Origin of the sequence: Micromonospora sp. WMMD812, assembly GCF_027497215.1 — a bacterium.
GTDB lineage: Bacteria > Actinomycetota > Actinomycetes > Mycobacteriales > Micromonosporaceae > Micromonospora.
In genome coordinates this window covers 4,638,092-4,650,035 of the sequence record NZ_CP114904.1, presented here as the reverse complement: position 1 = coordinate 4,650,035, position 11,944 = coordinate 4,638,092, and the positions used below count along the sequence as shown (strand labels likewise).

At 73.8% G+C, this 11,944-nt stretch carries 9 protein-coding genes and 1 pseudogene; 8 read left to right on the top strand and 2 right to left on the bottom strand.

Annotated elements, in window-relative coordinates:
• Nucleotides 1–230 precede the first annotated feature (230 nt).
• On the top strand, nt 231–371 hold the full coding sequence (locus O7603_RS33060; RefSeq protein WP_348651028.1) for a hypothetical protein: 141 nt from the start codon (nt 231–233) through the stop codon (nt 369–371).
• A gap of 201 nt (nt 372–572) precedes the next feature.
• On the opposite strand, the gene O7603_RS21420 is transcribed toward O7603_RS33060, so the two are convergent.
• Nucleotides 573–968, bottom strand: coding sequence for a hypothetical protein (locus tag O7603_RS21420; RefSeq protein ID WP_281571587.1), 396 nt, complete (start codon nt 966–968; stop codon nt 573–575).
• A gap of 209 nt (nt 969–1,177) precedes the next feature.
• Between O7603_RS21420 and O7603_RS21415 the strand changes: the two genes are divergently transcribed.
• The 3 genes from O7603_RS21415 to O7603_RS21405 all read left to right on the top strand — a co-directional run bounded on the left by O7603_RS21415 (nt 1,178) and on the right by O7603_RS21405 (nt 3,454).
• The gene (locus O7603_RS21415) at nt 1,178–1,735 is read left to right on the top strand and encodes a DinB family protein (protein WP_281571586.1); all 558 of its coding nucleotides are present in this window, start codon (nt 1,178–1,180) and stop codon (nt 1,733–1,735) included.
• A gap of 233 nt (nt 1,736–1,968) precedes the next feature.
• A complete protein-coding gene (locus O7603_RS21410; protein WP_281571585.1) occupies nt 1,969–3,093 on the top strand; it encodes an aminoglycoside phosphotransferase family protein in 1,125 nt (374 codons plus the stop codon).
• Nucleotides 3,035–3,454, top strand: a complete 420-nt coding sequence (locus O7603_RS21405) for a CBS domain-containing protein (RefSeq protein WP_281571584.1) — start codon at nt 3,035–3,037, stop codon at nt 3,452–3,454. The genes O7603_RS21410 and O7603_RS21405 overlap by 59 nt, the downstream gene beginning before the upstream one ends.
• Nucleotides 3,455–3,922: 468 nt before the next feature.
• Here the strand turns inward: O7603_RS21405 and O7603_RS21400 are convergent.
• Nucleotides 3,923–8,323: pseudogene (locus O7603_RS21400) on the bottom strand (HAD-IC family P-type ATPase); the annotation flags it as partial.
• 233 nt (nt 8,324–8,556) lie between these two features.
• On the opposite strand from O7603_RS21400, the gene O7603_RS21395 reads away from it, so the two are divergent.
• The 4 genes from O7603_RS21395 to O7603_RS21380 all read left to right on the top strand — a co-directional run bounded on the left by O7603_RS21395 (nt 8,557) and on the right by O7603_RS21380 (nt 11,940).
• Nucleotides 8,557–8,817 (top strand): hypothetical protein, encoded by a 261-nt coding sequence (locus tag O7603_RS21395; RefSeq protein WP_281571583.1) that lies wholly within the window; start codon nt 8,557–8,559, stop codon nt 8,815–8,817.
• 118 nt (nt 8,818–8,935) lie between these two features.
• On the top strand, nt 8,936–10,306 hold the full coding sequence (locus O7603_RS21390; RefSeq protein WP_281571582.1) for an MFS transporter: 1,371 nt from the start codon (nt 8,936–8,938) through the stop codon (nt 10,304–10,306).
• A 61-nt stretch (nt 10,307–10,367) separates the two neighbouring features.
• The gene (locus O7603_RS21385) at nt 10,368–11,018 is read left to right on the top strand and encodes a GAP family protein (RefSeq protein ID WP_281571581.1); all 651 of its coding nucleotides are present in this window, start codon (nt 10,368–10,370) and stop codon (nt 11,016–11,018) included.
• Between the two features lie 136 nt (nt 11,019–11,154).
• Nucleotides 11,155–11,940 (top strand): NAD(P)H-binding protein, encoded by a 786-nt coding sequence (locus O7603_RS21380; protein ID WP_281571580.1) that lies wholly within the window; start codon nt 11,155–11,157, stop codon nt 11,938–11,940.
• The last annotated feature ends 4 nt before the right edge of the window (nt 11,941–11,944 follow it).

Genomic DNA, 11,944 nt, shown 5'->3' with positions numbered 1-11,944 from the left:
CCACGGCGACGGCCAGACTCCACAAGGCCAGGCGCGCCTCGTTCTGCGTGAAGGCGCCGGCGATCCACGGCACCGCGGAAATGAGGGTCCAGAAGAGGACCCGCGCGCTGTTCCGGCGTACTTCTCTACTTACCTCGGCCAGACGGATCCAAAACGGACGGATCACCTGGACCGCGACGTAGACCCCCGCGAAGAACAGGCCATCCTTGCCGAAGGCCCCAGGGATCGCGATGGCCATCAGCAGGCTGCCGAGCGTGGTGACGATGACCATCAACTGGATCGGTGGCCGGGTGGAGTCGTACCTGTTGGTCGCCCATACCAGCCGGTACCACACCCACCACAGCGCCAGGCCCAACACCAAGGTCTCATAGGCGCTTCGCCAGTCGAGGTCAGAGATCATCCGGTGAGAGAGCCGGGTCAAGGCGTATACGAATACCACATCGAACAGCAGTTCCACGAAGCCGGCGCGCTCGGACTGCTTGTACCTCGCCGGCTCACCCGCCCAGCTCTCCACGCCCATGGAGTCACGCTACTTTCGAACGTTTTGAGTGGTCGCCGAATGCGTTCTCGGGTCAGGAGGACCGCCCACCGAACTGCCAGTTGTGGACCTCGACGTCGGCGTACCGATCCGCGCTCAGGACGGCCCGTGCGCTGTCCACGTTCGGTGCCCTGAGCAGCACCGCCGTACCCAGCCAGGTGGTGCCGTTGTCGGCCAGCAGCGGCCCGTACGCGATCAGCTCGTCCCGGTCGGGCGGTACGGCGAGATCGGTGGCTTCCCCCGAGCTGAGGCCGAGCACCAGGTACCGCTTGCCGCCGGTCCGGCCACCGGGGAAGTCCCACATCGTGCGTCCCAACACGTTGCGCCACCGGCGCAGCAGGACGTCCCGGTACACACCCGCCTGGTAGTTGGGCTCGTCGAAGGCAAACGTGCGGGCGGCGGCCGGATCCGGCAGGTCGAGGATGTGCACGCTTCCGGTGGGCGTGTCGCCGTCACTGGCAAGGGTCGGCCACGGGCGATCATCTCCGTCGCGTACTGATCCATGTAGGACCAGTGCTCATTCAGGAGGTCTCCACGCAGAACCACAGAGCCGGGCCGATCACGGTGGTAGCAGAAGAATTCCATCCCCCCATTTTCTGCCGGTAAGCGACGGACGAGCGGTCCGGCTATGCTCCGGTCATGAGCGAGACGGCTCCTCAGGCTTCCCCGTCGGCAGCTCCCACCGAGGCCGAGTCCCTGCTGTCTGTCCTCGATCGCAATCGGCGGACCTTCGCCTGGAAGACGTCGGGGCTCGACGAAAAGGGCCTGCGCGCAACCGCGGCCGCCAGTTCGATGACGCTCGGTGGTCTCGTCAAGCACATGGCCCTGGTCGAGGCAGACTGGCTCGCTGTCAAGCTCGCCGGACAGGACTACGGAGCCCCGTGGGACGCTGTGGACTTCGATGCCGATCCTGACTGGGAATGGCGCACCGGGGCGCTGGACTCTCCGGACGATGTCTACGCGGTGTGGCGAGGCGCTGTCGACCGCTCGCGCACGCTCGTTGCCGAGGTCATCACGGAGCGCGGGCTCGACGGACCAGCCTCCTTCACCTGGCCGGACGGCCGCACGCCCACCGTCCGCGCGATGTTGCTGGACATGATCGAGGAGTACGCGCGCCACACCGGCCACGCCGACGTCCTCCGTGAAGCGGTGGATGGTCTCGTCGGCGAAGGCGCGCCTGCGGGTTTCGCCGTCTGAGTCTCTACGACTGCCGTTGATCGAGCGCCTTGACGACCCGGCTCCAGCATTCGGCGATAGAGTGGGGGTTCGGAGAACTGCGGAGCGTTCAATGATTGAGACAGCAGTTGTCGTGGTGCTGGTCGCGATCGAGGTGCTCTTCTGGGCCGGGCTCCTCACCACCGTCCGGCGTAGCCACGCGCGCAAGCGGCAGAGCTGTTAGGAACCTGCGGCTGCCTGCCACACTTCCCGTTGTGAGTGACGACCTGGCGGTGCTTCAGAGCGACCCGCCCGCCGGTGACAGGGTGGCGGCGGGCGAGACGGTCGGGTTCGACGTCGTCCGTCGTGCGTTGGTCGAGGCCTGCCCCGGCATCCGGGTCGCGGACATCCGCCGGCTCGACGCGGGATACACCAGCAGGCAGTGGGTCGCCGACACGGACGAGGGCCCGTTGCTGGTCAAGACGCCGATCCGCGACATGGATCCGGAGCACCCGCGGCGGCTGATCGCCGCCACCCGGCGCGCCGCCGAGGGTGGCGTGCCCGTGGTGCGGTTCCGGGCTTTCCTGTCCCGGAGCACCGCCCTCGACGCACCATTGCTGGTGCAGGAGTACCAGGACGGCACGCCCGCCGACGAGGCGTGGGAGGCGATGGACCCGACCCGACGCGTGCGGTTCGCCACCGACCTCGGTCAGCTCGTCGGCCGGGTCCACTCCTGCTCCGGCGCCTGGTTCGGCGACGTGCTGGGCGCGGAGAGGTATCCCGACGTCCGCACGTTTCTGCGCGCCCTCGTCGACTCCCAGCTGGCCGAGGCGCCGGAGGATCTCACCTCCGTCGGGCGCGACGGCCTGTCCGCGGCGCTGCACCACGCCATCGACGCCGCACGTCCGGATGTCAGGCCGTCGCTGGTCCACGGTGACCTGTGGCGTCAGAACCTCGTCCTCCGCGACGGACGGATCGCCTGCCTGCTCGATTTCGAGCACGGCCGCTACGCGGACCGCTTCCTCGATTTCGGCAAGCTCGACGAGCACGTCTTCGGCGACTTTCCGGAGGGGCGCGCCGCGTTTCTCGACGCCTACCACCAGGTGTGCGCGTTGCCGGACGACTGGGAGGACCGGGTCCGGCTCGGTCACGCCGTCCACTCGCTGTCGATGAGCGTCTACTTCCTGCGGTGGACCCCGAAGTGGGCACCGCAGTACGTGCGCGAGTTGGAGGAGTGGCTGGCGACGGGGCGTGACGGGGCGCCGCTCGATGCGGGCGCATGGTCCGGGCGGGCCGGGGTAGGAGAACCGTCACCAACCCCCGGAAGTGAGGTGCCCGTCAATGCCGACCGCACGCGAGATCATGACGAACGACGTCACCTGCATCGGCGAACAGGATGACGTCAGGGCCGCCGCCAGGCGGATGGCCGAGCTGGGGGTCGGCTCGCTGCCGATCTGCGGTTCCGACAACCGGCTCAAGGGAATGCTCACCGACCGCGACATCGTGGTGAAGGTGCTGGCCGAGGGCCGTGACCCGGGCAACGTGACGGCAGGTGAGCTGGCCCAGGGCGAGGCGGTGACCATCGGCGCGGACGACGACGCGGCCGAGATCCTGCGGACCATGGGACAGCACAAGGTACGGCGACTGCCGGTCATCGACGGGCACCAGCTCGTCGGCATCGTGGCCGTCGCCGACGTGGCCCGTTCGCTGCCGGAGCGCCCGGTCGGCGACCTCATCGAGGCGATTTCCGAGCACGCCTGACCCGCACCACCCCCACACACCGATCGCCAGCAGCGCGCCCCGACCCGCCGGTGCCGCCCACCGCCCCCGGACAGATCCGCGCGACACCCACCCGTTGATCACGAGCTTCGTGTCAGGAATCGGCTCAGCCCTGACGCAAAGCTCTTGATCAACGGGGTCAGTGCGGGAGCCGGGCGGGGTCAGGGCGGGGGGCCGGCTGGGGTCAGGGCGGGGTCAGGGCGGGGTCCGGGCGGGTCGGGGCGGGGGTGGCTACGCCAGTTCGTCGGTGTCGGGGCCGCCGAGGTCTGGCGCGAAACCCTCGATCGCCCCGACGATCGCGCCGCCTCCCGACGGGGCGCCGGCCCCGGCGCCTGACGTGGCCGCACCGCTGTCTCCCGACGTGGCCGCGCCGCTGTCTCCCGACGTGGCCGCGCCGCCGTCTTCCGAACCGGCGGTGGTGTCGTCGGGGCGTCCGTCCTGCCCGGACTGGGGCAGCCGTTCCACGAGCCGGGTCAGCGCGCCGTTGGCGAAGGTGGCGCCGAACGCCGAGCCGGCGGCGATGCCCCAGCCGACCGGCCCCAGTGGTGTGCAGCCGAAGAACTGGCTGAGCCCGGGCGTCTGCACCACCGCGCCGAGCACGCCGAGCGACGCCACCGTGGAGGCGAGCACCGCCGGGCTGGTGCCGCCGGCCAGGACGGTCTGACCGAGCTGGGTGCCGACCAGCGAGACCAGCGCGACCGTGCCGGCCCGCTGGGGTGTGCCGCCGGTGTAGCGGGCCAGGGTCCAGCCGGCGGTCGCGCCGAGGGTGGTCGCGGCGGCGCGCAGCCCGATCTCCCGGGTCAGGGTCTCGCCGAGGGAGGTGTCCGGCCCCTCGCGGAGCAGGCCGTCGGCGTGGTCGGCTCCGGGCGGACGGACCGCGATGGCCAGCGCCGGCGCGAGGTCGGTGAGCAGGTTGACCAGCAGCAGCTGTCGTCCGTTGATCGCGGACTGGCCGGTCGCCGCGGCGGTGAGCACGCTGAACGCGATCTCGCCGAGGTTGCCGCCGACCAGGATGCTCAGCGCGTGCCGTACCGACGACCACATCGCCCGGCCCTCGGCCAGAGTGGCGATGATGGTCTCCAGCCGGTCGTCGGTGACCACCAGGTCGGCCGCGGCCCGGGCGGCGGGGGTGCCCCGCTGACCGAGAGCGATGCCCACGTCGGCCAGCCGGATCGCCGGCGCGTCGTTGGCGCCGTCGCCGGTCATCGCGACCGTACGACCACACTTCTGCAGCGCCTGGATGATCCGCACCTTGTGCGCGGGGGTGCACCGGGCCACGACGTCGGTGCCGGCCAGCCGCTCGGCGAGGGCCTCGTCGTCGAGCTGGTCGAGTTCGGTGGCGGTGACCACGCGTTGCTCGTCGTGTTCGGTGATGGTCGAGGCGATCGCCTCCGCGGTCGCCGGGTGGTCTCCGGTAATCATGATGGTGTGCACACCCGCCTGGCGGATCCGGCGTACGGCGGGGGCGGCGCTCTCGCGTACGCCGTCGGCGAGGGCGAGGAAGCCGACGAAGCTGAGGTCGCGGACCTCGTCGTCGGTGACCGTCCGCTCGTCCACCCGGCACTCGGCGACGGCCAGGATCCGGTGCCCGGCGCCGGCCCGGTCGGCGAGCAGCCGCTGCAGCTCGTCCTGCCCGGCTTCGTCCAGCGGCTCCTCCCGCCCGTCGACGCGACGGGACGAACACCGGGGCACCACCGACTCCGGCGCGCCCTTGACGCTGAGCAGCAGGCCGTCCTCGCTGTCCCCGATGCTCGCGTGGTAGCCGCGGGACGGCTCGAACGGCAACCCGCCGACCGCGTGCCAGCCGGGCGCACCGGTCTGCTCCACCACGCCGGCGGACGCCGAGCCACGCCGGACAGCCCGATCGGTCTGCTGCGCCAGCTCCTCCGGGTCGGCCGCGAACGGCGTGGCCCGCAGCGCCGCGCCCAGGGTGAGCCGGAGCCGGTCGTCGAGCCGGTCCACCGGGGCGTACCGGCTGCCGTCGTCGTCGCCGACCCCGGCGAGCAGCAACTGCCCCTCGGTGAGCGTGCCGGTCTTGTCGAAGCAGAGCACGTCCACCCGGCCGAGCGCCTCGATGGTGCGGGGGTTGCGGACGAGGGCGCCGTGCTCGGCGAGCCGCCGGGCGGCGGCCAACTGCGCCGCGCTGACCAGGAAGGGCAGGCCCTCCGGCACCGAGGCCACCGCCAGGTTCGCGGCGGTCGCCGCCGTCTGCGCCAGGGGTACGCCCCGGAGCAGGCCCGCGCTGGCCACCGCCACCGCGGAGCCCGCCGCCAGCGGGATCGCGGCCTTGGTCAACCGGCCGAGTCGGGCCTCCACGCCACCGGTCGGCGGTGCCTGCCGGGCCATCGCGAGGCTGCGCCCGGTCTCGGTGTCGGCGCCGGTGGCGACGACCACGGCGGATCCGTGACCGGCGGCGACCGTGGTGCCCTCGTACAGCATCGAGTGCCGGTCGGCGACGGCGGCGGCAACCACCGGCCGGTCGGTCTTGCTGACCGGCAGCGACTCCCCGGTGAGCGACGACTCGTCCGCCTCCAACCCGACCGACTCGATCACCCGGCAGTCCGCCGGGATGGCGTCGCCCGGTTCCAACCGGATCACGTCCCCCGGCACCAGGTCGTCGGCCGCCACCACCCGCTCGGTGCCGTCCCGCCGCACCCGGGCGGTGACCGCGGAGCGGGACAGCAGCTCGGCCAGCGAACGCTCGGTGTTGCGCTGGTGCACGGCGCCGATGAGCGCCGAACCACCCACCACGCCCCCTACGAGGGCGGCGTCCACCAGCGACCCGAACGACGCGGACAGCACCGCGCCGGCGGCCAGCACCGGGGTGAGCGGGTTGGACAACTCGTCGACGAACGCCCGGAGCAGGCTGCCCTGACCCGCCCCGTCGTCGCCCCCGCCGGTACGTCGCTTCTCCGCCTCCGCCTCGGCCAGCCCGTCCGGGCTGGTGTCGAGCTTGTCGAGGACCGTCCCGGTCGGCATCAGGTGCCAGGCGGTCGCCACCGGCGCCGGCGCGTCGTCCGGCTTGGGCAGCCGGCTGGCCCGCCACACGCCGTTGCCGAAGGCCAGGGCCGCCGCGCCGTTCACGGCGAGCAGGGTCTGGCTGGGCAGTTGCTGGGGGGCGGCGGTGAAAGCGCCCAGCGCACCGAGACCGGTCCCCGCCAGGGCCAGCCGGATGTTCTGCGCGGTCATCCGGCGTGCCGCTCCGGCGGCCTCGACGAGCAGGGCCACCACCCGCAGGTCGGTGCCGACCAGCAGGTGCGCGCCCCACGGCGGCAGGTCGTCCGGGCCGGACAGGCCGAGCCCGCAGTCCGATGCGCCGAGCGCGGACCGGTCCCCGGATACCAGCATGACCACCGCCCCGTCCCGCTGGAGCGCGCGGACGGACTCGGTCAGCCGGTCACCACCGGGCAGCACAGCCTCGGCGAAGCCGAACCGTTGGCGGTCATCGCCGGCGACCACCAGCCGCAGCCCGGCGTGGCGGGCGGCGGTGGGCAGCCCGTCGACGCCCGGCGCGGGTTCGGCGTCCACCCGCAGCAGGGCGGCGAGCCTGCCGCGGTTGGCCAGGCCGAGCAGCCGGCCACCGGCCGAGCGGAGCCGGGCGCTCTCGTCGGTGTCACCCGGGTCCTCGGCGTCCAACCGGTCCGGCGGACCGATCCGCCAGCCGTCCGCCTCGTGCAGGCGGTCCGGCGCCGCCGGGTCGAAGAGGGCGAACGCCCGCTCGGCCACCTGCCCGGTGTCCGCGCCCGGGAGCGGCGCCAGGTCGGACAGGACGCCGCGGTCCGACCCGAGCACGGCGGCGTCCAGCACCAGCGTGTCGATCCGGTCGAGTTCGCGCAGCACGCCGCGGTCCATCGCGATCACGCCGCGGCGGGCCAGGATCCGGCCCAGCTGGGCGGCGTACCCCTCGCGGCCGCTTCCCGGCGCCTTCGGCAGGGCGGAGAGCCCGAGCGCGGCCGCCCGTTTCCGGCCGGCCACCGGTGCGGCGGTCGCGGCGGCCACCGCCCCGGCGGCGAGCATCCGCACCGCGTACCGCTCCACCGGGCTGTCCGGCTTGGGCAGGGGTCGCTCGAGGATCGGCGCTCGGGCGACGGCCCGCTCCGGTGTGCCGGTGAGTCGGGGCTCGGCCTTCTCCCAGACGGAGAGTTGCGCGCGGTCCTCGCCCCACTGCACGATCCGCTGGGCGCTGTCGAGCACTATCCCGGCCCAGCCGCCGGTGAGCCCCTGCACCACCGCCTCGACCAGGGGGAAGAGCAGGTCGGCCCGCGGGTCGGCCCGGAGGCCCTTGCCGGCGAGCGCGTGCAGCCGCGGATGGAGGTCCACGGCGGCGAGCAGACCCGCGACCTCGCCGGGGACCGGCGTGAACGGCAGGATCCGGGTGGCCGCGGAGATGGTCAGGCCCAGCGCGTCGGAGGCGAGCGCGCCGAGAGTCCGCGGGGTTCGGGGGCCCTCCTCCGGCGGGTGCGGCGGCGGCACCTCCGGGTCCGGCTCGTACGGGCAGGTGCGCTCGGTGCGCGCGACCGTGGCGATCAGGTCGCGCAGCTTCGGCTCCGGCGGCTCCACGGCCACCACCACGCGGCCGGACGGCGCGTTCACGCGGGCCCACATCACTCCGGGCATCCGCTCCAGCGCGCCCTCGACCTGCCGGGCGAGGGCGTCGCCGCCGTCCTGGCAGACGCCGTGCACCTCGATGTGGTGCCGGCCGGGCCGGGACCACACCCGGCGGTTGGTGATGCCGGCCAGTCGGGCCAGCCGCGAGGCGGCCGAGCCGACGGTCCGCGAGGCCTCCCCGACCAGCCGCGGGACGCCGACCGGCGGGAGGAGCCGAGCGGCGACGCGACCAGCCGGCGTCATCGAGGCGTACGGCCGGACCGGCGCCGACCCGGCTCCCCGGTGCTGCTGGCCATGTCGTACGCCATGTCGCCTCCCACGCCTCGTGTCCAGCGACCCGCCTTCCCGGCGTGCCGTCCGTTATGCCCCCCGAGCAGGGGAAGTTTCCGCCGTCGTCAGCGCATGGACGGGGTCGGCAGTGGAAAGCGGCGTAGGTCAGGAGCCAGCGGAGGTCAGCAGCCAACGGGGAGGCCGCAATGAGCACACTGACGCGACACCTCAACGGAGCCCGCGAGACGGTGGAGGTCTACAGCCGGCGCGTGCGGGTGCCGATGCTGGGCGAGGTGGCGGTGCCACCCGCCGACAAGATCGCCTACTACGCGGGCCTCGGCGTGCTCGCCGCGTTCCAGGTCATCGAGTGGCCGATCGCGCTGGTGATAACCGCCGGCCACCTGCTGGCCGACCAGCACTTCTCGGGACTGGTCAAGGGAGTGGGCGAGGCGCTGCAGACCGCGTGACGAGAGCCGGCTCACCCCACCGGACACCGGAACCGGGTTGACCTGAACCCCGGTTCAGGTCGCAGGCTGGGCGCATGCCGAACGAACTGCTCCGGGTCCCGCCGTCGGGTGGGCCGCGGTGACCGCCACCGTCGCTCCGGCGGCACCCGTACCGGGGCTCTTCGCCCCCCGCCTGCGCGCGATGACGGTGGGCAGCGTGGCGTTGATCTCGCTGCTGGCCTTCGAGGCGCTCGCGGTGGGTACGGCGATGCCGACCGTCGCCCGGAGTCTGGACGGGTTCGCCCTGTACGGGTTGGCGTTCGGCGGCCCGTTCGCCGCCGGCGTGCTCGCCATGGTGCTCTCCGGCATCTGGTGCGACGCCCGGGGACCGCGGTCGCCGATGTGGCAGGGGCTGGTCTGGTTCGTGGTCGGGCTGGTCGTCGCCGGGACCGCGCCGGTGATGGCGGTCCTCGTCGTCGGCCGGGTGGTGCAGGGCTTCGGCTCGGGGCTGCTGTCCGTGGCCCTGTACGTGATCGTCGCCCAGGCGTACCCGGAGGAGCTGCACCGGCGGATCTTCGCCGCCTTCGCCGCGGCGTGGGTCGTACCGTCACTGGTCGGGCCGGCGCTGGCCGGCCTGATCGTCGAGCACCTGGGCTGGCGGTGGGTGTTCCTGGCGGTGCCGGCGGTGGCCGTGCCGGCGGTGCTGCTCATTCACCCGGGGCTGCGCTCGATCGCCGGTACCCCGGCGACCGGCGCGCCGGCGGGTGCGGCGGCGCGGATCGGCTGGGCCTGCGGGGCGGGGGTGAGCGCGGCACTGCTGCACATCGGGGGACAGCAGCGCGGCGCCACCGCCCTGGTGCTCACCGCGGTAGCGATCGCCGGCCTGCTGGTGTGCGCCCCCCGGCTGCTGCCGCCCGGCTTCCTCCGGGCGGCCCGCGGCCTGCCGACGGTGATCGGGCTGCGCGGGCTGGCCTCGGCGGCGTTCGTCGGCGCCGAGGTCGTCATCCCGCTGATGCTCTCCCGGGAACGGGGCCTGACACCGACCGCGGCGGGGCTGGTCCTCACGGTCGGGGCGATCGCCTGGTCGGCGGGCTCCTGGATACAGGGCCGGATCCCGGCGCCGGCCTCCCGGGCCAGTCTGCCGCGCGCCGGCCTGGCCTGCATCACCGCCGGCATCGGCACGGTGGCGCTCGCCGTCGCGCCCGGCGTGCCGGTCGCCGTGGGTGTGCTCGGCTGGGCCGTCGCCGGGCTGGGCATGGGGCTGCTCTACCCCTCGCTGTCGGTGCTCACCCTGGAGTTGTCCGCGCCCGGCGAGCAGGGCCGCAACAGCTCGTCGCTGCAACTGGGGGACTCGCTGTTCGCGGCGACCGTGCTGGCGCTGACCGGCGCGGTGCTCGCGGCCGGGACCGCGCCCGGCCCGGGCAGCTACCTCACGACGCTGGCGGTGGCCGCCGGCCTGGCCCTGCTCGGCGCCGTCCTCGCCAGCCGGGTGGTCCCCGCCGTGCGCTGATCCCCGGGTCATCGGCGAACCGGCCCCGGACCGGCCGGCGGCCGGACAGGATGGTCGGGCGATGAACTTCCTGACCATCCTGCCGCTGGCCGTGGTGATGGTCGCCGGGACGCAGCTGGTCGCGGCGGTGCTGCTCGCCTCGGCCGAGCGGCCCCGCGCCACCTCGCTCGCCTACCTGGGCGGGACGAGTGCGGTGGTCCTCGCCGGGGTGACGGTGACCTGGCTCGTCACCCGGGTGCTGCGAGGCCTCGCCGGTGACGCGGAGACCCACGTCAGCCGGTTGCAGCGGACGGCGAGCCGGATCGACTGGGCGGTGCTGGCGCTGCTGGTCGTCCTCGCGGTGATCGTCTACCTGCGCCGGCACGAGACCGGGCCGCCGCGGTGGATGCGCCGGCTCCAACGCGCCACGCCGGGCGACGCCGCGCGGTTCGGGGCGATCCTCCTCGTGACCTCGCCGACGGACGACCTCACGATGGCAGCCGTCGGCGCCAGCGCCGCCCGGCACGATCTCGCGTGGTGGCATCTGCTGCCGTTCGTGCTGCTGACCCTCGCGCTGCTCGCCCTGCCCCTGCTGGTCCTGCTGCTGGCCGGCCGGCGGGCGACCAGCGCCCTGCCCCGACTGCGGGACCGGGCCAACCGGCACGCCTGGGTGGTCAGCGAGGTGGTGATCGCGTTCTTCGCGCTGGTGACCGTGCTGGACCTGCTGCGGTGAGGCCGGCCGCGATGATCTGCCGCACAGGCCGTCACCTCGGGCGGGCCGGTCTCGTCATGGCGGCGCAGGGGCAGTGCCCGGCGGCGACGAGGCCCGCGAGCGGTGCCGGCCGCCGAGGCCGACGAAGGAGGACGAGATGAGGGTGCTGGTCACCGGGGCCGGAGGTCACCTTGGGCGCGCCGTGCTGCCGCGGCTGCTCGATGACGGCTTCACCGTGCGGGCGACGAGCCGGCGGCCGCGTACCGATCCGGTGGTGGAGTGGACGGTGGTCGACCTGGCCACCGGGACCGGGCTGGCCGAGGCGGTGGACGGGATCGACGCCGTCCTGCACCTCGCGTCGTTGCCGCGCCCGGGGCGGCGTACGCACCAGGTCGACGTGCTGGGCACCCGCCGGCTGGTGGTCGCCGCCGGGCAGGCGGGGGTCCGGCACCTGGTCTACATCTCCATCGTCGGCGTGGACCAGGTGCCGTTCCGGTACTACCGGCACAAGCTCGCCGCCGAGCAGGTCGTCGCGGCCGGTCCGGTGCCCTGGTCGGTGCTGCGCGCCACGCAGTTTCACCAGTTCCTCGACGACCTGCTGAGCACGGCGAGCCGGCTGGGCCCGACGATCGGTGACCGGTCGATCCTCGCCCAGCCGGTCGACCCGGGCGAGGTCGCGGCCCGGCTCGCGGCCCGGCTGGTCGCGGGGCCGCTGCGCGGCATCGAGGAGTACGGCGGGCCCGAGGTGCTCCGCTTCGACGAGGCGGTACGCGCCTGGCGGGCCGCTCGGCACTCGCGCCGGCCGCTGCTGCCGGTCCACCTCCCGGGGCGGCTCGGACATACCCTGCGCGCCGGCGGGCTGGTCAGCGATGCCCTGCCCCGGGGCAGCCGGACCTGGGCCGACCACCTCGCAGACACGTACGGGGGAACCGGCGGGAGATGAGAAC

Coding starts and splice junctions, on each gene's coding strand:
- O7603_RS33060 (WP_348651028.1), top strand. CDS start 231: ATGGCCATCAGCAGGCTGCCGAGCGTGGTGACGATGACCATCAACTGG.
- O7603_RS21415 (WP_281571586.1), top strand. CDS start 1,178: ATGAGCGAGACGGCTCCTCAGGCTTCCCCGTCGGCAGCTCCCACCGAG.
- O7603_RS21405 (WP_281571584.1), top strand. CDS start 3,035: ATGCCGACCGCACGCGAGATCATGACGAACGACGTCACCTGCATCGGC.
- O7603_RS21395 (WP_281571583.1), top strand. CDS start 8,557: ATGAGCACACTGACGCGACACCTCAACGGAGCCCGCGAGACGGTGGAG.
- O7603_RS21385 (WP_281571581.1), top strand. CDS start 10,368: ATGAACTTCCTGACCATCCTGCCGCTGGCCGTGGTGATGGTCGCCGGG.
- O7603_RS21380 (WP_281571580.1), top strand. CDS start 11,155: ATGAGGGTGCTGGTCACCGGGGCCGGAGGTCACCTTGGGCGCGCCGTG.